The following is a 25672-nucleotide window of genomic DNA, read 5'->3' on the forward strand; positions in this document are numbered from 1 at the left end:
GAGATATGACCTTGGTTTATCCAAGGTCATTTTTCATGATTATTAATTCCGCTTATTTCACCCCCGTTATGTTAAAAGCAGATTATGATTTTTTCAAAAAACACCCCCATAAAACTTTAGTAACATTCGAATCATCTATTAGATAAGAAAATTCTTTAGACTTAGAGCTTACCAGATAAAAAAATTGTGAATGTATTTTTCATGCAATACTTTAATGGATAAAAACACATAGGGGTGAGTAGTGAGTGACTCTTTATGAAAAATTACCAGTTGAATTTTTGATTCGATTTTATCATGAGATTTTGAAAAACATTGAACAAGGTATCCTAACTAAAACTATGTATTATGAACTAGGTATTATCATTTTCGTTGCGAATCAAAGAGGAATTGCATTAGATCATCCTTCTGATTTTCATCAAATCATTAATCAACAATGCTTAAATCAACTACTTCATCTAGAACAAATAGATGGCAAACCCTATATTGCCTAACTCTTTCTTACTTAAAGTTATTTTTGATTCTTAATACGTAATAATCATAGATGATCAACCTATCTAATAAACAGATGCACCCAAGAGAATACTTTAAATGAAAGGATCAGGTGAAACGATATGAATAAACGAAAAGCAAAGTTTACTTATGACGAAATTGATAAACTCCTTGAATCATATGATAAGGATGGTTCGAAGGACATAAAACTGAAGTTCATAACTGAAGAGGAATTACAAACTCTATTGAAGACTCCTTAACAGCTAAGGTTAAGGAGTCTAAAATGCTTTTTATAGAATAAATAGAAGTGCCAGATCGGTATTGTTAAAAGTTACGGCAATGTTTTTTACCCTTTTTGCACTTCACACATTACTTTAGTTCCATTCCATACCAGCTCTTCGAATCTTATGATCTACAGTCACTTTGATTTTCATTTCTTTATAAATTTCAGACCACTTTTCTTCAGTTTTGACCTCTGTATCCCAATAATCCCCATACTTGGCCCTTATTCTAGCGCCAATACCTAATACATCAGAACCTTCTTTTTGTAATTGTCCAAGCAATTTCTCGCACAATTCCTTACGTTTTTGATCTGCTGCTTTTTTTAGTTGTTTTATTTTCTCTTCACTTAACTGGTTATTGTTTACCTCTTCTTCGATCACCGCTTCAATCTCTACAGCTATCTCAGCACTTGGTTTTCCATTCTTAAGACTAACTTTAATGTGTGGCTTTCTTTTCTCAGCCTTTACTAAATAAACCCCTTCCTCTCCCTCTAGGGAAACTGATACAGAGTAACCACCGCCATTTTTTTCCTTCATGCTCATATACATTCCAATTTCAATTGGAGTAGTACGACCTACCATTTTCTCATTCCGAAAAAATGCAAGTCCATCAACCAAAATGCGATCCCCATCTATCGCTTTAACCGAGGGAAGAACAGCATTTACACCATCATCCGAAATGTCAATCCAAAATTTCCCTAAATACTCCCGCGGTAACTTTCCAAAGCGAACAGCGTTGTCTAACGTATCTGATAAATAAAGCGATGGTACTGTTTCAAGAGGAGGAGCCGTTTTGATAACCTTAGATGCATCTTTTTCATTAACAATCATCCAAGCGGTTCTTCTCACCTCGTGATCGCGCCGAAGAAAATCGTTCACCTCCGATAATCCTCTTTTAGCAATATCTTCCGATACTACAACAATTTGCAAATGCCCTAAGTACAGTTTTTCAGCAAGCTGCTGCTGAAGATTTGCCATCGCATCTTTCATTGTATGACCAAACGTTTCAAGAACCCACGCTGTTTTTTCTGAGCCCTGTCCACCTCCACCTTCAGGACCCAACTTAATTTTTCCCGGGACCGCAATTTGGGCCGTCACTTTATATAAAGTCTCTCTTTTCTCTTCAGGAAATTCACCCTTTTGATGTGTTACTTCAGGTTCATCATTTAGCTCACTTTTTTCTGCCAAATCTACTGCTAGTCCTAATATATTAGCTCTGTCTTCTAATTCGTAACGATCCCAACAGCCTGTTAGTAAAAGTAGAAGCAATATGTAAATGCAATACCTGAACATCCGTTTCATACCAATCCAGCCCCTATTTTTCGTATCATGGCAACACACAAAAGGATGACAGGATATACAATGGTTAGAAAGATTCCAAAGTACGTTACTTTTAAAATATAATCGTACATTTCATAAATATCTTGTGGGAACATTGCAATGAATACCATAACAGGAAAACCAAGCGCAGCAATAAGTCGATAGCGATTTGTTTTAAATAACTCCGCAATACCTCTCACAAAAATAAAATAAAACGAAAACAATGTTGTAAACACACCATAAATCCATGAAATAAGTAAGATTGAATCAATCCTTGCTAAAATTTGGGCAGGAACATGGACCATTCGGCCAAGCACCAATGTAGGCCAAAATGATTGTTGAATCTCTTCCTCTCCAAAAACCGCAAGTGCCATAGTAATGATAAAAATCACGAAAAAACTTCCTATTAAAAAACCTAAAATTCCACCCTTGACACATTTATTTGGTTCCTTCATATAAGGAATCACCATTACAATTACAAAAAAATTGGTAATAGCCTGTGTAACGACAATTCCACCACTCAAAAAATCCTTGAATGTAGGATTATGACCTAGAAAAGGTGTCAGATGATAAATCTCTATATCTTGAAAAGCAGGAAACAAAACCATCAAAATTGGTATCATAATAAGCGGCATATAAAAAAAATGGATATAAGCGAATGTAGTTACGTTTTGAAAACCTGTTGTTGCACATAAGAAGATCATTAAAAAAATAGCAATTTGAATAGGAGTATTTGGGAGTAATGCCCCTGCAACCACCTCAGCAAACTGCCTTGTCTCTAGCCCCATTATTAGGACAAATAACAATATGATCAAACTACTGAGGAACCTACCTAAATGTTTTCCTATAATTATTTCGCTGTAACCAATCAATGTTTGTTTTGGAAATCTTTTGCCCAAATAAACTACAGCAAGTAAACCTATAAAAGCAATTGACGCCCCTACAAGGCTTGCGAAAGGTGCCCCTAAACCGGCATCTTCTACAACAAACCGAGGGAGGGCCAACATCGCCACACCCAAAATGGAGCTAACGATAATAGTTGCCAGTTGTACTGTTGTAATTAATTCGTGAGACTTATTTATTAGAATCTCCCCCTTTATTTCTGTGCAGAGGATTACTTGGACCTTTCTTGATTCCAACGTCCACTCTATTAGAATCTTGTGGGTGTAGCTGGGTTGGTCGATTTCTTAGCCACCTTAATGGCGCTCGAATGAGAGAATCTTTTAAGCCTGAATAGTCTCCTGGTGATACTGGAGCCATGTATGGTACGCCAAAGGAGCGTAATGACAACATATGATTAATAATGAAGATTAGCCCCGTTGAAAGTCCTAATAATCCAAAAGCACCTGATAAGAAAAGCAACGGAAATCGTAGCATTCTAAAAGCAGTTGCAGCATTGTAAGATGGTGTTGCAAATGAGCCAATCGTCGACATCGCTATTATGACTACTGTGATCGGACTTACAAACCCCGCCATTACTGCAGCTTGACCAATAACGAGCACTCCCACGATCGATAATGCTCCACCTACTTGTTGTGGCATACGAACCGTGGCTTCTCGTAAAATTTCCATTGCAACCTCCATGAGAATTACTTCAACCACAACCGGAAAAGGTACTCCTGCTCGCCCACTTGATGCAGCTACCACAAACTTAGCTGGAATCATTTCAGGGTGATAGGACAACACAGTCACATAAAAAGATGAAAAAGTAAGAGAAAAAATTAAAGCCATAAACCGAATAATCCTTATAATAGAGGTGATCATCCAGCGTTCATTATAATCTTCGCTTGTATGATAAAACTGATTAAAAATAGACGGTACGATGAGAGCATACGGAGAACCATTCACTAATATAGCAACTCTTCCTTCTAAAATACTTCCTATCGTCTTATCAGGGCGTTCTGTGTTTTGTACCTGTGGAAACGGAGATCTTGGATTATCCTCAATAAATTGTTCAATATAGCCTGCATCTAAAATACGATCAATATGTATATCACTTAATCTTCTTTTTACTTCCTCTATTAATACAGGATTGGCAATCGACTCTAAATAACAAATTGTAATTTTTGTCTTTGTTTTCTTCCCTATTTCCATCGGCTCTACCCGGAATTCTGCAACTGGAAGACGATTCCGTAGTAGTGAAATATTTGTTTGCATATGCTCGATAAAGCCTTCCCTTGGTCCGCGAACGACTCGCTCTGTTTCAGGTTGTGTAATGCCCCTTTTTTCTGTCTTGGAAGTATCAAGAATTAATGCATGTCTCTCTCCCTCAATTAATATGATGGTTTTGCCATGTAAAAGTGCATCTAACACACTCTGAATTTCTATAACTATTTCTCCATCACAAAGATACAGTACATCATCCAGTAGCCACTCTAGATATGCTTTTGACTCATTATTTGTGACTGGTGCATTCCTATGTTCCTGGAGTGGCTGAATGACATCACGGTTGATGACTTCTTTATCAACCAAACTCCCAATATATATAGCGACAGAAGGAATAGTTCCGGCAATGTGAAAACTTCTATAAAAAAAATCACTGTCATTTTTAAAGACGTTTCGAATTGCATTTAGATTACTTTGCAACCCGTCTTGCAAATTAGAGTACCCATTATTACTAAGCAGGTATGAATGACGATCCTTCTCCTTCGTCTTATTTAACCAAAAAGGCATTTTACCCCTCCTTTTGAGGTCACTGATAGCAAACTTCTTTCTTAGTATGCCGAACGCATACTTTTCAATACAAAAAAGGACATTTTTGAATGTCCTTTTAGCATTAAAAATTTTAATATTTTAAAATGAATCCATTTTACATGTTTTTATTGATTAAACGATACAACCTTAAACCTACTATTGGAATATTCTAGAATAGAAACACTTGAATTTTTTATTTTCCCTTGTACATCAAACCCGTCTGAATACTTATTCAATATATTTCTTATGATCACCCCGTGTGTTACAAGTAAAATATTTTCATTACTCTCGATGCTTTTAGACACGATTTCATTTAATCCCGAATCAATACGTTCCCATAGTTCATGATAGTTTTCAGCATGTTTAAATGGGTCAGCCCTTTTAATAAAATCCATTACTTCTTCGAGACTATGGTTTTTAAAAATATCATTAGCATCTTTGTAATTATAACCATTGTTTTTGGCTATCCTCTTCCAAACTAAATCCAAATAATCACCCTCAAAGCTCCCAAAAAAAGCTTCCCTAAATGCTTTTCGTTTATTTATTTCAAAGTAATTGTTGTGATGATTTTGTTGGAGAATAAGTTCAGCTGTTTCAACTGTTCTACCTAAATCACTAGTATATACTCGATTAAACTCAACTGTAGATAATCTTTTGCCGGTTTGAATAGCGATTACTTTTCCGTCCTCTGTTAATGGACTATCGGCCCACCCTTGCATCTTATTATACTTATTCAAATATGTTTCACCATGTCTAACTAAATATAAATTAAATTTATGCTCCAAATAATCACCATCCACCTTATTCTATATTCAGCTAACCATTATTTTATATGGAATTCAACGTATTAACTCTATATAGATTTTTCATATTAAATCTATAAATATTACAGATCTCCTACTTATTTTAACATAACTATCCAACTGTCCTTAAAAAACCATATAGTAATCTTTCCGTTAGTAAATTATATGCACCTTTAAATTACACAGGTTACTTATGGGAACTTAAAATCTTCTTAAATTTGTACAAAAACGTTTACGATCGTACAATAATAGCTTGTCCACGATCATTTTCTCAATGGATAGATATTATCAGAGTTTTGGAACTTGAGAACACATCTTGGGTCCCTAAAATGTAAACTAGGAGTATTATGCTTATATACTAATTCGGGAATATTAAAAACCATTATATTTTAACACTGATACAAAGTATCAAAACGAGAATTAGTTAAACTTTGATACTGATGAGATGATTATTACGAGGGTTCTAAGGGAAGGTTCCATTATATACTGATTCCAAAAGGAGCATATGCATTGGAATTGGGGCTCTGCTTGGATAGAATTCACTCCCAAAGTTAATTCCCCTATAAGGTAATTGTTAATTCAACATTTACCTTATAGGGGACATTGTTTATTACTACCTATAATATATTAGGGCCTACTGCTCCCAGAATTTCGGTTCCCATTGAATATTCCAAGATAAATCAGGATCAAGTCTTAAAAGAACTGCGCCTCTCATATCCGTACCTTGGTGATCCTCTGTTGTATAATTAACAATACCTGTTGTGAGCATAACATCCTTAAATTGTGTTTCAAAAACTTCTTTAATTTTATCTGGGTCATCTGAATCAGCCATTTCTATACCTTTAATGACTGATGTAATTGCATCATATCCAACAGCTCCAACGTGATCAATTTCTTTGTTGTATTCTTCCTTGAAGGCTTTAGCTATTTTTAGTATCTCAGGTTTTAAAGGGTTCTTATCATCTAATTGATCATATGCCATAGGGCCTGTTCCAGTGATAAACAATTGGTCAGGGATGAAACCTTCGATAGATTTTGCGAATATATTTGAAGCCTGACTGTGTATTAATAAAATCGGCATATCCATTCCAAGTTGACCTGCATTTTTAATTGCAATAGTTGGAGGTGAACCTGGTCCAATAACAATTAATGCTTCAATGCCTTCGCCACGTAGGCGTGTCAATTGTGGAGTTAGGTCTAATGAATCTAGTCCCATTCTTTCAATTACATATTCAATTCCATCCTGGCCTTGGAATTTTTCATTAATGATATTTGTAGCAATATCACCACTTGAATCAGTTGTTGCTAAAAATCCTACTTTTTTTATACCATTTTCAATCAACCATTCATGGTGGATTTCATGTCCACTTTCACCACTTAATGATGTATTAAAGATATAACTGTCTGCAGGTGGGATATATGTGTTAGACAATGAAAACATGATTACTTTTTCTCTTTCAACAAGTGGTTGAAGAGCAGTTGTAGTACTTGCTAAACTTGGACCTATAATAATATTAACACCATCTTTTTTAATCAATCTTTGTGCATTTTGCACTGTCTTTTCTGGATCACCTTCGTCATCATAATAAATGATTTCTAATGGACGGCCATTAATACCACCATTTTCATTTGTTTGCTTTACAACTAAATCAAAAACTTCCTTCATCCCTGAACCCAAAAAGCCTGGTCCACCAGTCAGTGATAATGTTGATCCAATTATGATTGGATCTTTATTGCCTTCTTGAGTTTCGGTAGCACCCGTACTTGAATTCGCATTTGAACTAGCATTCGAGTTCTCATTTGAAGACGTATTAGATGAAGAACATCCGGTAAAAATAAGCAATGCAAGAACTAATAGACTAATAGTTTTGATAAAAGATTTACTCATTTAGTATTATCCTCCTTCATGTTTTCTATATAAAATGCTATTGTTATAGCATTAAATAGTACTAGTGTAAATAAGCTTCCCTCACTTCCTCATCTTTTAACAGGTCACTTGCAATTCCTTCTTTGATAATTTGTCCATTTTTAACAATATAGCCTCTATGAGATATTTTTAAAGCCTGAAAGATATTTTGTTCAACTAATATTACGGTCCTACCTGCTTCTCCTAATCTTTTTATCGAGGAAAAGATCTCTTCTACAATTTTAGGAGCTAATCCTTGCGAAGGCTCATCTAAAATTAATAACTTGGGTTCCATCATGATCCCTCTACCGATTGCAAGCATTTGTTGCTCCCCCCCACTCATGGTCCCAGCTAACTGCTTTTTCCGTTCTTGCAAGCGGGGGAAAAGTTTATAAATAGTATCGATTCGTTTCATTAGTTCTTTTTTATTCGTGTGTTTCATTCCACCTATAATTAGATTTTCCTCAACGTTCAGATCTTTAAAAACCCTTCTATTCTCTGGAACATGAGAAATTCCTTTACGAGCAACAGCAAAGCCTGGTAAAGAGGTGATCTTTTCTTCTTTATAAAAGACGTTTCCAGAAGTAATTGTAATACCACCAGTAATCGTTTTTAGTATTGAAGTTTTTCCAGCTCCATTTGCACCTAGAAGACTAATAATCTCGCCTTCTTTAATATTTATATTAATACCTTTTAATACCGTTAGTTGATCATAACGTGCATGGATATCTTTAAGCTCCAACATACGAATCATCCCTCCCTAAGTAAGCTTCAATTACAACTGGATTTTGTTGCACCTCGGAAGGCGGGCCTTCAGTTAACTTTTCCCCATAATTTAACACAACAATTTTGTCAGATATATCCATTACTAATCCCATATGATGCTCAACTAGTAAAACGGATACTCCTAAATTATTAATATCCTTTATTAACTTTGAAAACTTTTCAGTTTCAATATCATTAAGACCTGCAGCAGGTTCATCCAAGATAAGTAATTTAGGATTAGCCGCTAATGCTCTCCCAAGTTCCACCAAACGTTGATTACCAAAAGCTAAATTTTCTACTGCTAAATTGGCTAAATCAGATATCCCAACCATACCCATTATTTCATGTGCTTTTTTATTCATTTCTATTTCATTCTTTTTTGCGCTCCTTGATCGGAACGTAGATTTAATAATTCCATGATTATATTGGTGATGAAATCCAATCAGTATATTTTCAAGAACCGTCATCTTATTAGCTTTAAATAACCTAACATTTTGGAAAGTTCTTGAGATCCCAAGATGGGCAAGGTCCTTTGTTTCCAATGAATTAATTGCTTTACTTTCAAAATATAACTGACCCTCTGTCATAGGTAAAACTTTTGTAATTAAATTTAATGTCGTACTTTTTCCTGCACCATTTGGACCAATGATAGATACAATCTGCCCTTTTTCTACAGTAAAAGAGAGATTATGGACAGCCTTAAATTCCCCGAAGTTTTTTGATAGTCCTCTTACTTCTAATAACGACAATAATCTCACCCACTTTTTTGGATATTGTTAGTATTTTTAACATTGTCTTTCGTAACTCTTTTACTATTAGAAAGTGATCTAATTTTGTTAGATAATTGTTGAATACCCCCGCTGAAAAATACAACAACTATTAGAAAAATAACACCATGAATTAATGATTCATATTCGCCAGCCATATGGGCTAATTCCCGAATAACTTGAAAAATAAATGAGCCAAAGATAGGACCTAAATAGGATCCAAGTCCACCCAAAAAGCCCATCATTATAAAATTAATAGAGCTATGTAGGCTTAAAATATCCGGAGAAATGAACAGCATATAATGTGCATAAAAGCCGCCGCCAAGTGCTCCCAAAGTACAGCCCACTACAAACATTTTCACCTTAAGTTTAAATATATTAATGCCAAATGTTGCTGCTGCCTCTTCATCTGAATGAATCGCTTTTAATGCTCTACCTTCTTTTGAATCCATTAAATTTTTTGAAAGAATATAAACAATGAAAACCGTAATCCAAATGAGGTAGAAAAGCTGAGTATAGGAAGTGAACTCATAACCTCCAATTGAAAATCCTGGCATACCCGTGATACCATTCGGTCCACCCGTCAAGGTTCCACCGCCATTTATCAACGTGTAAAAAACAACCCCTATTGCCAACGTACCTAGTGCTAAAAAGTACCCTGATAATCGCAATATAGGGAAAGAAATAATAAAAGTGATTAAAGCTACTAAGATACAACTTATTAGTATAGATAAAAAAGGGTTTAATTGGAGATGAATAGATATATAGGATGATAGGTATGCTCCTAAACCAAAGAATGCCGCATGCCCTAAAGTTATAAGACCGCCGACTCCCAAAATTAAATTCAATCCTATTACTCCTATTGCATAAATTCCTACGAGATTAACGGTATCTAGATAGAAAGAATCGCTTAATAGTAACGGTATAACAAGTATTATTAGGATTAATGTTATCAGATCCCATCTCATTTTTTTCTGGGCCATCTTAATCCCTCCTTACCAAACTACGTTTAAATAGTCTTTTAAAATCTACTAATCCATTAGGTAGGAAATTCAAAATTACCAATAACAAAATTAGTGAAAATGCATCTTTTAATAAGGATGAAATAAAGCCTGCTGTATAAGCTTCAAATAACCCTAAAACAAGTCCACCTATTAATGCGCCTCCATAACTGCCAAGTCCACCTATTAATGCAGCAATAAAAGCTTTAATTCCTAACATGGTTCCTTGAAAATAACTCATCGAAGTTAAAGGCCCTATAAGAATACCTCCTATAGCCCCCATAGCTGCACCTATTGCAACAACTAAAATGATAACGCGTTTCACATTAATACCCATCAATTGTGCAGCATAAGGATCGCCAGCAACAGCAGTCAAGGATATACCAAAATTCGTGTTTTTATTCATCCATCTAAATCCAAAATAAATTGCCAATGATACAAAAATTATAATAAAGGTTTGGATATTTACATTAGCATCAAATATAGATATATAAGCACCTTCGATAAACGATGGAATTGCGTAGTTATCACTTCCCCATATTAATACTGCCCCGCCCTTTATTATTTCACCGAAAGCTACTGTTGCAATAATTAAGGCTAATATATTTGATTTACTTATAGGTTCTAAAGCGAATTTTACCATGATCACCCCAATAATGGCAGATACGATAAGTGCTAATGGAATAGCTAACCAAATCGGGATATTTAAAACGCTTACAAATGAATAAATACTCAAAGCACCAATCATAACAAATTCACCCTGGGCAATATTTAAAATTCTACTAACATTATAAATTAGGGTAAATCCTAAGGCTACTAACCCATAAATAAAGCCAATCGTTATACCACTCCATGTACTCTGTTGTAGCAAGATTGTGTTTAATTCCAAATCTATTACCTCCTTATACTATTTGGTATGCTTTTGAATTCAGAAAAAATAAAGGTTCCGAAATCTTCGATAACTCTCTTTATATAATTCAATTTATTAAGTAATCATAATTTAGAAATTAGTAGAAACTACACAACACATTAATTCAAATTAACCATTTATAAAGTCCCATTAAATATTTCCTCCCTGAATTCATTTCAAAATTCAATTATATTCTAAATTTTCTATATTTTTATTTTACTTTAAAAAATAACGTTGGTAAAATAACTATATATTTACTATATAAATAAGTAATACTTATGATAGAACAAGGGGGATGTAGAATGAATCTTTCTCAATTTCAATTTATTTATGAGGTTGCGAAATTTGGTAATATTACTGCTGCTGCACAAAATCTTTATGTTTCACAGTCTGCAATTAGCCAGGCAATTACTAGTCTTGAAGAGGAATTAGGTTTTCAAATATTCCAACGGTCACGAGCTGGAGTTGTGCTTACAAAAGAAGGCAGAAAAATTGTTGAAATTTCGAAGGATATACTGGATAAAATCCAAGAGATCAAAAATATATCAAAAGTTCAAGATACCCCTCTTACAGAGGATTTAAAAGTTTCTTTGACACCTGGATTTATTAATTTAACCCACGACACACTAAATTTCTTTAAAAGGGACTATCCTAATATGAACATTGAAATTAGTGAAAAAGACACGGTATATATAATAGAAGATATTAGAAACAAAAACATCGATTTAGGTCTTATTACTTTACCGAAGACAGAAGGAAAATTAGAAAATGACTTAGCTTTTAAAGCGATGTTCAGTTCACCAATGGTAGTATGTGTGAATAAAAATTCACCTTTGGCTAGTAAAACTATTATTTCACCTATAGAATTGTTTGATCAAAAAATTGTTTTGTATACAAGCAGAGTTATACTAGACTTTGTTGATCGTCTGGTCGAAAAATATAATGGTTTAAATATATTACTTCGATCTAACAAACTTGATCTTGTGAAAAAAACGGTAATCGAAGAAAATTGCATAACAGTTGTTTCAGCGGCTTATGCTGATAATGATCCAACCATGAAAAACGGAGATATCGTTCAAATTGGTTTAACTGGTTTTACCCAAGACTACATAACTTATGGGTGGATTTACTCCAAAAAGCACGAACTTTCTAGCACGGCTAAAGAATTTCTTCGATATATTAGTTCATAACAATTGATTAGGCTGACTCAAATTGTCCTTCGTTGGGCCATAATCGAGTAAGCCTTCTTTTTAATTTCATAGGATTTAATACTGCTCTTAACTCCTCCAAACTTCACTATGATGGTTTGTATCAAGTAAAGAATTCCCCAAATCAAGTTTCTTTTTATCTCTGCTTTTTCTGACAAAGAGATTTATCATAAGCAGCGCTTATGAAAACTTTAAAAAAATAGTAATTTTACTGAATGTTACTTTAGGATTACAATAAGACTTAGATGGGAATTTTAAATATTCAGAATTAAATGTTATTTTTAAACGTGTTCAATTTCGTCTTTTTAAGTTCGCTAGATTAGTATCATTCTATAAAAAAAGAAAGGGTGAACAAAAATTAAAAGTAAATTTATTAAGGTCGGGGATATAAAAACCCACTATTTAGAAGCTGGTACCGGAGATAATTATGTAATCTTGTTACATGGAGCAGAATATGGTGGTAACTCCCTTAATTGCTGGGAGTATAACATTGATGCTTTAAGTAAGCACTTTCATGTCTTTGCTGTTGACATGGTTGGGTTTGGAGAAACTGAAAAATTGTTTAGCTTTGATGATGTTGCTTCTCTACGAATCAATCATATAAAGAATTTTATGGATACACTTTGTATTCCTGAAGCACATTTTATTGGAAACTCATTTGGTGGCGGCTTAATTCTAAAAATCGCTTCAGATGAGAATCCAGCTTGGAACATCAAAAAGATTATTAGTATTAGTGGCGGTGGTCCAAATAATAAAGATACATTTCACCTGCTAAACAATTATGATTGTTCAAAACAGTATATGAAAAGAATACATGAAGTACTGTTTTTTAATGAACAGTGGAAGACGGATGAATATGTTGAAAAGCGATATCAATCTAGTATAAAACCGGGTGCTTGGGAAGCATTAAGTGTTGCAAGATTTCGCTCACCTATAGCACCTAAAAATGCAGGCTTTGTGTTAAAAGATTACCCACCGTATGAAAACATTAAAAACACTGTACTTGTATGTTGTGGGGACAAAGATGATCTGAAACTTCCTGACTATAAAGACCGTTTAGCGGAAATGATTCCTAACTGTCAAGTAAAAGTGTTTGAAAATTGTAAACATAATGCTCAAATTGAATATGCTGATGAGTTTAACCGCTTAGCTATTGAATTCCTATTAGATGAAGACATTTATGGAGGTGTATTGAATGAATCAAGTAATAGAAACCAAGAGTGTTAGAGGTCATGATGTTTATCTATTCCAGAAAGGACAAGGTGAAGTTTTACTTTATTTACATGGTGCCGGTGATGTAGAACAATGGTCCAAATCATTAGAAGAACTTTCTAGTTCCTACCATGTAATTGCACCCCTTCATCCAGGTTTCGGAAGTTCACCAAGAATAGATTGGATCGAAACCGTTGAAGACTTAGTTTTTTATTATAAAGATCTACTAGATGATATAAATGCCGAAAAGGTACACCTGATAGGTGCTCATATTGGAGGATGGATTGCTACAGAATTTGCTGTTCGATATCCAGAGCGCGTGAAAAGTTTAGTGCTCATCGATTCAATTGGTATTAAAGCAAAGGGTCAATCATATACAGATATTTTCTCTTATAATCATGAACAAGTACGTTCACTCGAATTCTACCAAATGAATAATGAGCTTATCCTATCAGAAGAAGAAAAAGAAACAAAAACACGCGATCGTAGAATGCTCGCACAATTAACGTGGAAACCACGTATGTATAATCCAAAATTAGAAGGACGCCTATTTAGGATTACCTCTCCTACCTTAGTTGTTTGGGGAAAAGAAGATAAAATTGTACCTACTGCAATTGGTGAAAAACTTACAAGTTTAATCCCTAAAGCTAATTTTGTACTAATTGATGAATGTGGCCATTTACCACAGATTGAAAAACCTATAGAACTAAGGAATGAAATCGAAAAATTTCTTAATCAACAAAAAGAGGGGGTTAAATAATGAAGTTTTATTTATTTCATCTAATGCCATATAAGTATCTACCTGAAGATTTTGAGAAAGAATATGGGCAAGCTTGGGTTAAACTTCCAAACAAATTATATGATCCGGAGGTTGGTAATCGTTTATACAATGAATATTTAAATGAAATGGAATATGCTGAGGAATTAGGATTTGATGGTGTTTGTGTAAATGAACATCACCAAACTGCATACGGTAATATGCCTTCTCCTAATATTATGGCTGCGACATTGGCTCGTCGTACAAAAAACATTAAAATATCAATTATCGGAAATGCTTTACCATTGCGTGAGCACCCATTACGTGTGGCTGAAGAAGTAGCAATGCTTGATGTAATTACCGGTGGACGAATCATTTCTGGTTTCGTTCGTGGAATCGGAGCTGAATATCATGCATTTGGAGTTAATCCAAATGAATCTAGAGAACGCTTTTTAGAGGCACATGATCTCATAATGGAGGCATGGGAGAAAGAAGGTCCATTCTCTTTTGAAGGGAAATATTATAATTTCGAATATGTAAACGTTTGGCCAAGAACTTACCAACAGCCCCATCCTCCTATTTGGATTCCTTCTCAAGGAAGTCAGGAAACCATTGAGTGGACTTCTCAGAAGAAATATACGTACTTACAAACTTATAGCTCATATAGCAGTGTAAGAAGATCATTACTCTTATATCAAGAAATGGCTAAGGAAAAATGGGGGTATACAGCATCACCAGACCAACTTGGTTGGGCATTACCAATTTATGTTGCTGAAACGGATGAACAAGCGGTGGAAGAGGCAAGAGAACCAATGGAACTTCTCTTTAAGTTACTGTATATGAAAAACGAGTACCTCTTCCCTCCTGGTTATCTTTCTGAGAAATCTGAACCTGCCGTACTTAGTCGAATAAATAAGCGTTCAGAAGGTGGTTTCACAATTGAGAGATTAATGGATGAAGGATATGTGATCGTGGGCAGTCCAAAGACCGTATCTGAAAAGCTAATTGAAGCACAAAGAGATATTAATTTCGGTGTTTTTGTAACGATGCTCCAATTCGGAAATCTTAGCCATGAAATGACGATGAAGAATATGGAACTGTTCTCCAAAGAAGTTATGCCAGCTGTAAAAGCAAAAGTTGGAGTCAAGATTTAAGGTTTATAACTATATAAATCTCCTCCTAAGATGAGAAGGATAAACTAGTAATTTATGAAAGTATACCTTGGAGTAGTGGTAATGACACTTACCGTTCTGTTTAATTTCCGCTTAGACTTCAAGATATATTGCATATGATATTACTAGTTTATTCTATTATTAAAACCGCTACTATATAACAGAGTATTGTTAAACTATCGCAACCCAAAAAAATAAAAGGAGGGATTCACTTAATGAAAATTTTAGGCATATCTGGAACGATTGTTGGTTCAAAAACCGCTGCTTTAGTAAAAAAAGTTTTAGATGAAGTCCAGGAATTAAATCCAGATATCGAAGTTGAGTTATTGGACCTTAGTAACTATGATATACAATTTTGCGACGGTCGAGATCCTTCACTATATACAGGTGATACTAAGTTAATTATCGATAAGGTGACATTGGCTGATTTTTACGTAATAGGTACCCCTATTTTTAATGTGTCTATGACCGGAACTCTAAAAAATTTATTAGATTTGGTCCCACCCTCTGCTTTTAGAGGTAAAGTCATGGGCTTTGTAGCAAACGGTAGTACGTATCAACACTATTTAGTGATCGACAATCAAATAAAACCAATTGCAGGATATTTTCGGGCTTTTGTTGCTCCATCATCAGTGTATGTGTTAAAAGAACAATTTAATGAAATAAATGAAATTATCGATACAGATATCATTGATCGAATCAAAACACTTGCTTCTGAACTTGTTACTTTACAAGAAATGAAACAAGGACAAAATAATAAATGTGAAATTAATTAAAAATATTAATAGAAGTAAGTTTGGAATTATTAAAAATTGGGGGGAGAAACTATACCACCAACTTAAAAAAGTATAATTAGGGGTGGTCAATATGAGTATAAGGTTAAAGAGTAAACTAGATCATACACTTGAAGAACTTAAACAAGGTAAGCTAATTATCTTAAACGATAACTTTAAAGAAAGGTCGTATCTAGTAGGTCTTTCTGAAATCGCAACTCCAGAAAGTGTAAATTTTATGACTAGAATTGGTAAAGGTTTGATTTGTGTTTGTCTTGATTCTACTAAAGCAAGGCAGCTAAATTTACCATTAATGACGGATCAGCTCCCTAAGCATACTGACCGAAAATTTACCATCTCGATTGATTACGAAACAACAACTACAGGTATATCAGCTTTTGAACGCGCTGACACTATTAAAGCATTAACAAAAAAAAATATGGATTCCACTAACTTTAAGAGACCCGGACATATTTTTCCTATTATTTGTGACAAATACGGTCTATTAGAAAAAATGGGGGCGGAGGAAGCATCCATACATTTAGCCCAAAAGGCGAGATGTATTCCCCAAACTTATATTTGTGAAATCCTAAATGCTCATGGTGAAATATCAAATTTTGAGGAAGTACAACAAATTGCTGAAAGCAATAAAATATCCATAATTACAATTGGTGATATTTTAACTGAAAAAAAAGAAGATACTATGACTTCATTTGAAGGATTAGTAATAGAAGGTAAACAGCTTGGTAGAAAATTAAATTTTCCTACAGCCAATCTTACTGCACCATTCCAGATGAAAAATATGAAAAAAGGTGTATACGGAGTTAAAATTAATTTTGATGGCAAACAATTATTTGGTGTTATGAATTTTGGCGAGAGGCCCACTCTAAATCATAAAATAAAAGAAAATCTATGTGAGATTCACATTTTTAATTTCAATGATATGATCTATAATCAAATGATTCAAGTTGATGTTTGCTTTTTCATTAGAGAAGAAAAGCGTTTCAACTCGATTGATGATTTAGTAAATCAGATTAAAATAGATGTGAAGAATACAAAAGAAAGATTTAATTTAACACAAGCATAGTCATTTTAAACAAACAGATAGTAACAGGTTCTTTGTCTGAGCAAATACACTGTTGCTCAGACAAAGAACCTGTCTTTGATTTAACCCATATTTTTCTGCTTATTTAATCAAAGGTAAGTATTCCACTTTCGGAATCAAATCTAATATAAAAAACCATTATTGGAACAACCCTTATTTCAAAAAGTCTATTGCCAGATCATTAAATTCCTCTGCTTTTTCTATTTGGGCACAATGGCTACAATCTTTGAAGACTTTAACTTGTGAATTAGGAATTAAATTTGAAAGGCGTTCTGAATAATCGGGTAGTTTTAATTTATCTTGGTCTCCAGCACAAATTAAGATGGGAACTTTTATATTTTTATATGCAGAACTATAATCAGGTATCCTACCACTAGCCTTCTGTTTTGCTAAAGGTGATTTAAATCTTGAAACACTGAGAGCTTCCCATGCGCCTGGTTTAATACTTTCTAAATAGCGCTTGTTAACATACTCTTCTTGTTTCCATGCATCGTCATAAAAAAACAAATGATGAATCTTCCTCATATAATCAAACGTACAGTCATAATTATTCACAAAACTATGCGTTTCAGGATTATTAGGTCCACCACCACTTATAGTAATGGCTTTATTTATATTCCATCGAGGTTTTTCCTCAGAAGCCACTTTTAAAATCAAACCGCCACCCATGGAATTTCCTATAAAGGAAGCACTGTCGATACAAAGCGTATCCATAAACTTTCTTATATGTTCAATTCGAAATGCTTTAATATCTTCAAAATGAAAGATCTTCTCAGTACCACCAAAACCAAGCATATCTATTGCAAAAACATGAAAATGTTTAGATAATGCTTGAATATTATACTCCCATGAATTTTGAGAGTTCCCACCAAATTCCGCACCATGTAACAAGATAACATAGTTATCCCCTTCTCCAGCCTCTATATAGTGCGTTCGTATACCATCAACCTTTATATACTTACTATACACAATATACCCCCTATTCTAGAAAGACACACAATATGATTTTAATGGTTACCTTCAAACTGCCTTAATTTTCGCACATAATGACGCCATACCCATTGGTCGTTAAATTTACTTCCTAAATCCGGTAATTCTTCAATATCTTCTTTAGAAATTACTTGAGCTTTTTTTCCCGTCTTTTCGATCTCTAGTGTTATTTGGGCAAGCGCATTAAAATTAAGGGCTCGAATCGTTGCCTCTTCTACACTTTTTCCTGTCACAGTAATTCCATGTCCCTTCATTAAACAAACATCTTTGTCACCCATCATTTCAATCATCGGCAATGCTAAGTTGGGGGTGGTCACTAAGTAGGACCTTGGAAATATTGGTATACCTTCTAAGGCCATTCGCATTGCAGGTATATTAAATGCTCCAAAAATTGGTTTTAATTCTATATCCGAAATGCCACAAATAAGGGTAGCTGGTGGATGTGCATGAATTACACAATTAACTTCGGGACGGGCTTTATATATTTCCCCATGGATTGGAAGTTCTTTTGGAACTTCATATTTTCCTGCTAAGTCTTCACCCTCTCCATCAAAGTTAACACATCGTACCGTCTCTTTTTGTGTATATAAAACACCCTCCTCATGTTCCCCCCTACATCTAATTAACATTTCATCTTTATTAGGTATCCGAACACTAACATGTCCTAATGTTTCTGCTACTAAGCCTTCCATTGCTAAAATTCGGCATGATAGGGCAACCTTTTCTTTTAAACTTTCAATCATATTTAATAAATACCCTCCAATCAATAATCATTGCTTAACCTTGAAATGCTAAAAGTACATCGAATAGCAACCAGACAAATACCCATGTAATAAGGGATGTTACTATAGACATGCGCCAGCTTTCTTTAAAAGCTATTTTCATAAATAATAGGATAAAGATTGGTACAGCAAGTAAATACCCTAGTAGTTGAAAAAGTAATATAAAACAGCAAAGTGCGGCTAAGCCAATAAGCGATTGTTTCCATTCATTCGAATAATTATCAGACGATTCTTTTTCATTTATAGAATCTTGATTTGGATATTGTTTCGGATTTATAAACTTTAATAGTTTTTGTGTGGAGGGAACAAAATTAAAAATAAGCTGAATTAGTAGCATAAAACTGCCAATTGTTCCAAATATAAAAGGCATTAATCTAGCACTTGAGTTGTATTGGAATGAAATACATGTCATTGCTAAAAAAATGATGAACAGGAATACATCAAACGAATTCGATACCTTTGTTTTCACTTACTATCCCCTCCTCCATTTGTTCTTTAAATAAGGTGCTGCTAATAGAATAAGTGTTAGTAAGAATAAGGTTAATGAAATTGGTCTCGCAACAAAACCTTCTAGTCCAAAACTTCTTAATGTTAAATGGAAATTCTGCTGAATAAGATCGCTTAAAACAAATGCAATAACAAACGATACTCGGGAAAAGTCAGCTCTTTTCATAATAAAACCAATTAAACCGAATAAAAGCGCAAGCCACACATCAATTACTCTTCCATTGAATACATATGTTCCTAAAAGCGCGAACACACCTATAATTGGAAGGATAATAGATTTGTTTATTGTTGCTATTTTCGACAATGGATGAGCAAGAAGAACTGTTATTGAGCACATTAATACATTAGCTAGTAAAAGTGTAATTATTAATAGAACAATAATATCTGGACTTTTACTCATAAGTAACGGCCCAGGCTGTACACCATGAATAATTAATGCCCCTAATAATACTGCCGTATCTACACTCCCAGGAATACCGAAAATTAGAGTAGGAACAAACGACCCGCTATCTTTTGCATTATTGGAGGCCTCAGGCGCAATGACACCTCTGATATCACCTTTACCAAAATTCTCTGGGTTTTTCGATGTTTGAACAGCATGACCATAAGCAAGAAAGTTAGCTACAGATCCACCTACACCAGGGAGAATCCCAATTATTGTTCCAATAATAGAACAACGAAAAAATAAACCAAAGTTTTTAAAAACAGATAAAATTCCCTCTCCAATTCCTTTTATACTTTCCTTTGATTCTACTTTTTTTACATTCTTTTTTGACATGAGTTCTAATATTTCTGTAATTGCAAATAAACCTACGACAACTGATACTAAACTAATTCCATCATATAAATGAATAATATCAAACGTATATCGTAAGTCGCCTGTTACGGGATCATACCCAATCGATGCTACCATCAAACCAAAAAGCGCAGAAATCAAGCCTTTCCACATCGTACCTTCTGTAATCATTGAAATTACTGAAAGACTTAATACACCTAGCATAAAGTATTCTGGGAAAGAAAACGCAAGTACGATATACTTCCCAAAAGGTAGAATGGCAATTAATACAACAAGTCCAACGATCCCACCTAATAATGAAGAGGATGCGGCTGCTCCAATTGCCATGCCTGCTTTACCTTTCTGGGTTAGTGGGTAACCATCAAAAGTTGTTGAGGTACTGCCAGGAGTGCCTGGCGTATTAAGTAAAATTGAAGTAATTGAACCCGCAGTCGTTGCAGATCCCATTGCACCAACCATCAGCAAGATCGCAGGGATCATATCAAATCCGATACTGATAGGAATAAGTAATGCCAAAGCTTGTGCCCCTCCTAATCCTGGAAGAAGACCAAATATCATCCCCAACAGTGCACCAAGCAATAAAAAAACGATATTTTCTAATGAGAAAATGGTTGATAGTACAGGAACTATATGTTCTAACAAATAGTTTATCCCCCTCTCATATATTATTTTAGGACTAGGCATCTTTCTCTAACTTGTATGAAGATGCCTAGTTGATTGTAAGTTTAAAATACATACTAAACTTATTTTCCTACTGCTGCCCTTAACTCTTTTTCGTAGGGTTCTACAGCTTTAATCATTTCTTTAACATTCTCATTAATCTCTTCAGGTTCTGCAAATACTACTTCATTTGATGTTTCTTTCATTTTTTGTTGGAATTCAGGGTCATTTATTGCTTTTTCAAATGCAGTCTGAAGTATTTCAATTTTGGCTGGATCAATATTTTTAGATACACCAAACGCTCTAACCAAACTGTTTAAACTTAAAATACCAGGATTGTCATAACCTAATTCAACGAGAGTCGGTACATCTGGAAGTTCAGCCAGCCGATCCTTGGAATTCACATATAAAGGAACAAGTTCTCCTGAATCGATCAAGTCAGCATTACTTGAATATGGTGTCATTGCTAAATCACTTTCACCCCTCATAACAGAGAGAATTGCTTCCGTTAATCCGCCGAGAGTTAGCATATCCTGCGTGAAACCCAACTCGGTGCTTGTCACAGTAAGCCCTAATCCGTCAGAAGATGCTATCGCTGATGCCGCCACAACAGCATGTCCGGCTTCAATGACATCGTCTAAAGAACTAAATTTTGAATTAGCGGAAGTAACAGTTAACATAGGTTCATACATAACTTGGCCTAACCAAGCGGCCTCCCCAATATCAAACTGCCCTGTTGCAACCTGCCCTACAACATTACCCGGTAAATTAAAAATACCAACTGTATGTCCATCCGGATTTTCGTTTAATATCGAGTTAATAGCAATTGCAGCTTGCCCCCCTGGCTTATTTATTACAACGACATTAACATCATTAGGGAGATATTTTTCTACATAAGGAGCTATTAAACGAGATACAGTATCAAACCCTCCACCAGCTGAATATGGGACAATTAGTTCAATATCTTTTGTTGGGAAATCTACTTTTGTTTCTTCAGTAGCATTATTTTCTTGCTCTGAGCCACCCGTCGTTACACTTTCTTGCTTTGGACTTTGACTAGAACTACATGCAGTTGCGATAAACATTGACAGTAAAACAATCATGATTGTAAAAATATTAACTTTTCCATTTCTTTTATTACTCATTTCGACACCTCCATGGCTTTATATTGATTTAAAAACAGATGGAAGAAATTCTCTTAATCTTGGCAAAACATCTTTTGCAAAACGAGACATGTTACCTATAACAACTTCATGTGGCATGGTCCCAAATTGCAACATTGGTACGACTATTCCGGCACCTACTTGCTCCGCAATATATTCTAACTGCTTTGCGACTGTATCCGGGTTGCCAACTACGGCAAATCCACTCTGAATTAATTCTTCATATGGTTTGCCTCGTGTTGCTTTTCCTTTTAGTTTCAATACAGCTTCCATTGAACGCTCAGTTAAGTAACCTGGTGGGAATAAAGTTTCAGGTGGTCTATGTTGTAATTTTTCATTTGAGTATTCTAAATGTGGTCGGGCGTTATTGTAAGCCTTTTCATCTGTTTCATCAACATATACTGGCAAAGCCCATCCGACCTGGTCAGGTGTAGGAGAATAGTTAAAATCTTCCTCACACTTCCTTCTGAAATCACCTAATACCTTTTTTATATTTTTTAATGGAGAAAATGTTTGTAATAGAGTGTAATGATTTTCCGCTACCCAATCTAGTGTTTCAGCGCTTCCTTGAGTTGGAATCCAAATAGGAGGATGAGGATGTTGATATGGACGTGGCCATGGATTCACATATTTAAATTTATAGTTTTCGCTATACCACTCAAATGGACCGTCATCCAACCATGATTTAACTATTAAATCGTGTGCTTCCATAAATCGTTCTCGTGAGGTTGTAGGATTAAATGAGAATGTATGGTATTCCGCTCCAATACCTCTAACAAAACCACATATAATTCGTCCTTTGCTCATAACATCAAGCATCGCAACCTCTTCGGCAACCCTTAATGGATGCTCCCTTAAAGGAATGGCATTCCCTAGAAGAGCAATTTTCACTCGACTAGTTCTCTGCACTAAAGCAGATGCTACAACATTTGGGCTAGGCATCAACCCATATGCTGTTTGATGATGCTCATTTACACAGATTCCATCAAAACCGATTTCTTCAGCATATGTTAATTGATCTAAATATTGGTCATATAATTCAGCCCCCTTTTTTGCATCAAAGTTTGCATTCGAATAAGTAACCCAAGCCGAACGATTTTTTTCTTTAAAGTCGTTAGGAAGATATTGCCATGGCATTAAGTGAAACATAAAAACTTTCAAACTATTCCCCCCTATTGTCTAATTGGAAAATCTTTCAATTACTTGGTATTATCATATAAAAAGGAAGCTACCTTACTATATAAAAGCTCTGGTTGTTCAATTTGCGGCAGATGTCCGCATTCTGGAATCATTACTAAATCAGCGTGCGAAATCAACTCTTTGTAAGCATTTCCGTATTCTACTGGTATAAATTCATTGGTTTCTCCCCAAGCCAATAAAGTAGGAACATCTATGCGGTGCAATCGATATTTTAATTTAGGATCATGAAACCTTGGATTCCAAGCAAGTCTTGCTGTCATAGTATCTGCTCTAGATTTCATTAAAAAGTCAGGATCTTGTTCTTCTATTAAACCTGGATTATGGTATATCAATCTTTTAATTTCCTCTTGTGACATCATAAATACATCTGGTATTTCTGGTTCATGTAAATGTAAACCCATTGCATTAATTAAAACCAGTTTTTCTATTCGCGACGTAAACTTTGCAGTAAGATCAGCAGCAAGCCATCCTCCTAATGAATGCCCTACTAAAATAACTCGATCAAGATCTAGTTCATCAAGGATATCTAGAAAGAAAAACGATAAGTCCTCCATAGTTGTCAACCATTCTGGGCGTTCAGACATGCCGAAACCTGGCAATTCAATTGAAACTATACGATAGTTTTCAGCTAAGTGTTCTAGAAAAGAATTTAATGGTTCAAATCCGCGATAATCATGTAAATACACTACAGGTTTGCCTTCCCCTATGGTGCTATACCTGATCGAAAAGCCACGTACATTTATAGTTTTAGTTATGTGTATATCCATACCCATAATAAACCGTTACCCCCTTATAGTCTGAATACAAAAAACTTGAAAGTCTTTACAAACTCAAACCAACTCCACCTCCACGAAAACCTTTCAATTAAATCAAAACATAACTAAACTTACCTATAACTGATTATATTTCCCTCTAACCAAAAAATGTCAATTTATTATAAATTTTCTGAAAACTATTACAGCAATCAAACAAATATTCCTGTAATTGCTTGCATAGACTTAATTAATCACATATCTATATCATTCAATAGTAAGAAATATCTATATTTTGATAGAAAAAATGTCTTAAAACTACACAATAAGATATATCAAAAAAGGTAAGTTTAACTAAGTTTAAAACTAACTTAGGAACGTTCAGGGGGGCACAATTATGGATAAACACTATTTAAGCATTAATGAAGCTTCTAAAATGTTAGGTTTATCACCTAGTACACTAAGAAGACTAGAAAAAGAAAATAAAATAGAGGGCTATGGTTTAAATGTATATTACACTCCTGGAGGACAAAGAAGATATTCATACAACGAACTTGAACATGCTTACCAAAGATGGGGGGCATGTGGTAAGATGGGCTTTGGAAAAAAACCATGCATCATTGTGAGAGAATTAACTCGCTTTTTTACTGACCCTTCATCTAAAGCAGCTTATCCTTTAGATAATGTCATTTTACAAACGCAATCATTATTAAAATATGCAAAAACTTTTGACATTCCAGTTTTTTTTATAGCAAGATATTATGATCCTAATAATCTAACATCTAGATTATGGGCTAGTAAGATTGAATCTTCTGTAATGGTAGTAAAAGGATCAGTTTGGACAGAAATTGACCCAAGAATACGTGATTTTCCTTTTAAAGAGATTATTTACACTCCATATCTATCACCATTTTTTAATTCGAATTTAGATTCCATGCTTAAGGAATTGGATATTGATACAACTATTATTATTGGTAATAGTGCCAGTGGATCTATTCTAATCTCTGCAGTTGACGCATTACAAAACGGCTATCATACGATAATACCGAAAGAAGCAGTTGCAGATCGTACTGAGGCGAGTAGACAAACAGCATTAACAGATTTAGGGGCAAAGTATGCAGATGTTGTTTCCGTAGAATCTGTCATCAAATATTTCAAAGACTTAAAGCAAAAAAAGATAGTGGAGAATTAGTTTAAACAGATTCAGCTATTATAATTTATAAAACTATTCTGTTGAGTATTTATTTTAACAGTAAGAAAGAGAAAAAGTACATTTATTTACTGGAATTTATGATTAACAGGAATATAACAAGACGAAAGATAGAACCCTACCTTACTGGTCGGGTTCTATCTTTCGTTTAATATCCGCAAGTTACATCATCAATTACCTAGATGAGCCGTACGACTAAAAATAACTATCGCGATCACACTATAGCTCTATTACACCCATCACGCACGGATGGAAAGTTTGTAGCATCTATTTAGTATCCATAGCCGCCAGCGCCAACGATAATCAATAAGATGAACAGTACAACGATTAGTGTAAAACCTCCACCATAGCCAAAGCCTTTTGCTCCACTCATTCGGGAAACACCTCCTAATGTAGTATCTACTTATACAATATGGAATCTGTCCTTTTTTGGGAAGGCGAATGCCTAA

26 protein-coding genes are annotated in these 25672 nt (G+C 34.6%); 9 read left to right on the forward strand and 17 right to left on the reverse strand.

From position 1 onward, the window contains the following. Positions 1-245 precede the first annotated feature (245 nt). A complete protein-coding gene (locus tag C1724_RS08900) occupies positions 246-491 on the forward strand; it encodes a hypothetical protein (RefSeq protein WP_102346322.1) in 246 nt (81 codons plus the stop codon). Between the two features lie 120 nt (positions 492-611). Beyond that, a complete protein-coding gene (locus tag C1724_RS25560) occupies positions 612-749 on the forward strand; it encodes a hypothetical protein (RefSeq protein ID WP_180994193.1) in 138 nt (45 codons plus the stop codon). A 114-nt stretch (positions 750-863) separates the two neighbouring features. On the opposite strand, the gene C1724_RS08905 is transcribed toward C1724_RS25560, so the two are convergent. From C1724_RS08905 to C1724_RS08945, 9 genes are all read right to left on the reverse strand, one after another. Further along, positions 864-2072, reverse strand: coding sequence for a Ger(x)C family spore germination protein (locus C1724_RS08905; RefSeq protein WP_102346323.1), 1209 nt, complete (start codon positions 2070-2072; stop codon positions 864-866). After that, positions 2069-3229 (reverse strand): GerAB/ArcD/ProY family transporter, encoded by a 1161-nt coding sequence (locus C1724_RS08910; RefSeq protein ID WP_258000323.1) that lies wholly within the window; start codon positions 3227-3229, stop codon positions 2069-2071. Before C1724_RS08910 ends, C1724_RS08905 begins: the two co-directional genes overlap by 4 nt. Continuing rightward, positions 3165-4763 (reverse strand): spore germination protein, encoded by a 1599-nt coding sequence (locus C1724_RS08915; RefSeq protein ID WP_102346324.1) that lies wholly within the window; start codon positions 4761-4763, stop codon positions 3165-3167. The genes C1724_RS08910 and C1724_RS08915 overlap by 65 nt, the downstream gene beginning before the upstream one ends. Positions 4764-4909: 146 nt before the next feature. After that, positions 4910-5569: a histidine phosphatase family protein gene (locus C1724_RS08920; protein ID WP_180994194.1), complete on the reverse strand. Its 660-nt coding sequence runs from the start codon at positions 5567-5569 to the stop codon at positions 4910-4912. A 652-nt stretch (positions 5570-6221) separates the two neighbouring features. Beyond that, positions 6222-7475: an ABC transporter substrate-binding protein gene (locus C1724_RS08925; RefSeq protein ID WP_102346326.1), complete on the reverse strand. Its 1254-nt coding sequence runs from the start codon at positions 7473-7475 to the stop codon at positions 6222-6224. A 61-nt stretch (positions 7476-7536) separates the two neighbouring features. Further along, positions 7537-8238, reverse strand: coding sequence for an ABC transporter ATP-binding protein (locus C1724_RS08930; protein ID WP_102346327.1), 702 nt, complete (start codon positions 8236-8238; stop codon positions 7537-7539). After that, on the reverse strand, positions 8225-9007 hold the full coding sequence (locus C1724_RS08935) for an ABC transporter ATP-binding protein (protein WP_102346328.1): 783 nt from the start codon (positions 9005-9007) through the stop codon (positions 8225-8227). The genes C1724_RS08930 and C1724_RS08935 overlap by 14 nt, the downstream gene beginning before the upstream one ends. A gap of 5 nt (positions 9008-9012) precedes the next feature. After that, positions 9013-10008, reverse strand: coding sequence for a branched-chain amino acid ABC transporter permease (locus C1724_RS08940; RefSeq protein ID WP_102346329.1), 996 nt, complete (start codon positions 10006-10008; stop codon positions 9013-9015). 1 nt (position 10009) lies between these two features. Further along, positions 10010-10915 (reverse strand): branched-chain amino acid ABC transporter permease, encoded by a 906-nt coding sequence (locus C1724_RS08945; RefSeq protein ID WP_180994195.1) that lies wholly within the window; start codon positions 10913-10915, stop codon positions 10010-10012. 323 nt (positions 10916-11238) lie between these two features. Between C1724_RS08945 and C1724_RS08950 the strand changes: the two genes are divergently transcribed. The 6 genes from C1724_RS08950 (at position 11239) to C1724_RS08975 (ending at position 17145) form a co-directional block, all read left to right on the forward strand. After that, the gene (locus tag C1724_RS08950) at positions 11239-12126 is read left to right on the forward strand and encodes a LysR family transcriptional regulator (protein ID WP_180994196.1); all 888 of its coding nucleotides are present in this window, start codon (positions 11239-11241) and stop codon (positions 12124-12126) included. Between the two features lie 453 nt (positions 12127-12579). Further along, positions 12580-13371: an alpha/beta fold hydrolase gene (locus C1724_RS08955; RefSeq protein ID WP_180994197.1), complete on the forward strand. Its 792-nt coding sequence runs from the start codon at positions 12580-12582 to the stop codon at positions 13369-13371. After that, the gene (locus tag C1724_RS08960; protein ID WP_102346333.1) at positions 13340-14116 is read left to right on the forward strand and encodes an alpha/beta fold hydrolase; all 777 of its coding nucleotides are present in this window, start codon (positions 13340-13342) and stop codon (positions 14114-14116) included. The genes C1724_RS08955 and C1724_RS08960 overlap by 32 nt, the downstream gene beginning before the upstream one ends. Beyond that, positions 14116-15267 carry an LLM class flavin-dependent oxidoreductase gene (locus C1724_RS08965; RefSeq protein ID WP_102346334.1) on the forward strand — a complete coding sequence of 384 codons (1152 nt, stop codon included), beginning with the start codon at positions 14116-14118 and terminating at the stop codon, positions 15265-15267. The genes C1724_RS08960 and C1724_RS08965 overlap by 1 nt, the downstream gene beginning before the upstream one ends. Positions 15268-15500: 233 nt before the next feature. Next, positions 15501-16061, forward strand: a complete 561-nt coding sequence (locus C1724_RS08970; RefSeq protein ID WP_102346335.1) for an NADPH-dependent FMN reductase — start codon at positions 15501-15503, stop codon at positions 16059-16061. 91 nt (positions 16062-16152) lie between these two features. Then, on the forward strand, positions 16153-17145 hold the full coding sequence (locus C1724_RS08975; protein WP_102346336.1) for a 3,4-dihydroxy-2-butanone-4-phosphate synthase: 993 nt from the start codon (positions 16153-16155) through the stop codon (positions 17143-17145). Positions 17146-17316: 171 nt separating this feature from the next. Here C1724_RS08975 and C1724_RS08980 read toward each other — a convergent pair whose 3' ends face one another. From C1724_RS08980 to C1724_RS09010, 7 genes are all read right to left on the reverse strand, one after another. Beyond that, complete coding sequence (locus C1724_RS08980; protein WP_180994198.1) at positions 17317-18132, reverse strand: alpha/beta fold hydrolase; 816 nt, start codon at positions 18130-18132, stop codon at positions 17317-17319. A gap of 38 nt (positions 18133-18170) precedes the next feature. Beyond that, a complete protein-coding gene (locus C1724_RS08985; RefSeq protein ID WP_102346338.1) occupies positions 18171-18896 on the reverse strand; it encodes a class II aldolase/adducin family protein in 726 nt (241 codons plus the stop codon). 34 nt (positions 18897-18930) lie between these two features. Beyond that, the gene (locus tag C1724_RS08990) at positions 18931-19404 is read right to left on the reverse strand and encodes a tripartite tricarboxylate transporter TctB family protein (RefSeq protein ID WP_102346339.1); all 474 of its coding nucleotides are present in this window, start codon (positions 19402-19404) and stop codon (positions 18931-18933) included. Positions 19405-19407: 3 nt separating this feature from the next. Then, on the reverse strand, positions 19408-20880 hold the full coding sequence (locus tag C1724_RS08995) for a tripartite tricarboxylate transporter permease (protein ID WP_258000324.1): 1473 nt from the start codon (positions 20878-20880) through the stop codon (positions 19408-19410). Between the two features lie 101 nt (positions 20881-20981). Further along, positions 20982-22043 (reverse strand): Bug family tripartite tricarboxylate transporter substrate binding protein, encoded by a 1062-nt coding sequence (locus C1724_RS09000; RefSeq protein WP_102346341.1) that lies wholly within the window; start codon positions 22041-22043, stop codon positions 20982-20984. Positions 22044-22061: 18 nt separating this feature from the next. Continuing rightward, positions 22062-23222 (reverse strand): LLM class flavin-dependent oxidoreductase, encoded by a 1161-nt coding sequence (locus tag C1724_RS09005; RefSeq protein ID WP_102346342.1) that lies wholly within the window; start codon positions 23220-23222, stop codon positions 22062-22064. Between the two features lie 38 nt (positions 23223-23260). Continuing rightward, entirely contained in the window at positions 23261-24034 is a 774-nt protein-coding gene (locus tag C1724_RS09010) for an alpha/beta fold hydrolase (RefSeq protein ID WP_102346343.1), read from the reverse strand. A 376-nt stretch (positions 24035-24410) separates the two neighbouring features. Between C1724_RS09010 and C1724_RS09015 the strand changes: the two genes are divergently transcribed. Continuing rightward, positions 24411-25205: an isochorismatase family protein gene (locus C1724_RS09015; RefSeq protein WP_102346344.1), complete on the forward strand. Its 795-nt coding sequence runs from the start codon at positions 24411-24413 to the stop codon at positions 25203-25205. A 289-nt stretch (positions 25206-25494) separates the two neighbouring features. Here the strand turns inward: C1724_RS09015 and C1724_RS09020 are convergent, their stop codons facing one another. Beyond that, entirely contained in the window at positions 25495-25596 is a 102-nt protein-coding gene (locus tag C1724_RS09020) for a YjcZ family sporulation protein (protein ID WP_102346345.1), read from the reverse strand. Positions 25597-25672: the final 76 nt, after the last annotated feature.

The organism is Bacillus sp. Marseille-P3661 (assembly GCF_900240995.1).
Taxonomy (GTDB): Bacteria; Bacillota; Bacilli; order Bacillales; family Bacillaceae_J; genus OESV01.

Excerpts from the sequence above, each read along its gene's own strand:
- C1724_RS09015 (WP_102346344.1), top strand. The coding sequence starts at position 24,411 with ATGGATAAACACTATTTAAGCATTAATGAAGCTTCTAAAATGTTAGGT.
- C1724_RS08985 (WP_102346338.1), bottom strand. The coding sequence starts at position 18,896 with ATGATTGAAAGTTTAAAAGAAAAGGTTGCCCTATCATGCCGAATTTTA.
- C1724_RS08905 (WP_102346323.1), bottom strand. The coding sequence starts at position 2,072 with ATGAAACGGATGTTCAGGTATTGCATTTACATATTGCTTCTACTTTTA.
- C1724_RS08925 (WP_102346326.1), bottom strand. The coding sequence starts at position 7,475 with ATGAGTAAATCTTTTATCAAAACTATTAGTCTATTAGTTCTTGCATTG.
- C1724_RS08965 (WP_102346334.1), top strand. The coding sequence starts at position 14,116 with ATGAAGTTTTATTTATTTCATCTAATGCCATATAAGTATCTACCTGAA.
- C1724_RS09000 (WP_102346341.1), bottom strand. The coding sequence starts at position 22,043 with ATGAGTAATAAAAGAAATGGAAAAGTTAATATTTTTACAATCATGATT.
- C1724_RS08975 (WP_102346336.1), top strand. The coding sequence starts at position 16,153 with ATGAGTATAAGGTTAAAGAGTAAACTAGATCATACACTTGAAGAACTT.
- C1724_RS09010 (WP_102346343.1), bottom strand. The coding sequence starts at position 24,034 with ATGGGTATGGATATACACATAACTAAAACTATAAATGTACGTGGCTTT.
- C1724_RS25560 (WP_180994193.1), top strand. The coding sequence starts at position 612 with ATGAATAAACGAAAAGCAAAGTTTACTTATGACGAAATTGATAAACTC.
- C1724_RS09020 (WP_102346345.1), bottom strand. The coding sequence starts at position 25,596 with ATGAGTGGAGCAAAAGGCTTTGGCTATGGTGGAGGTTTTACACTAATC.
- C1724_RS08960 (WP_102346333.1), top strand. The coding sequence starts at position 13,340 with ATGAATCAAGTAATAGAAACCAAGAGTGTTAGAGGTCATGATGTTTAT.
- C1724_RS08915 (WP_102346324.1), bottom strand. The coding sequence starts at position 4,763 with ATGCCTTTTTGGTTAAATAAGACGAAGGAGAAGGATCGTCATTCATAC.
- C1724_RS08970 (WP_102346335.1), top strand. The coding sequence starts at position 15,501 with ATGAAAATTTTAGGCATATCTGGAACGATTGTTGGTTCAAAAACCGCT.
- C1724_RS08940 (WP_102346329.1), bottom strand. The coding sequence starts at position 10,008 with ATGGCCCAGAAAAAAATGAGATGGGATCTGATAACATTAATCCTAATA.
- C1724_RS08950 (WP_180994196.1), top strand. The coding sequence starts at position 11,239 with ATGAATCTTTCTCAATTTCAATTTATTTATGAGGTTGCGAAATTTGGT.
- C1724_RS08930 (WP_102346327.1), bottom strand. The coding sequence starts at position 8,238 with ATGTTGGAGCTTAAAGATATCCATGCACGTTATGATCAACTAACGGTA.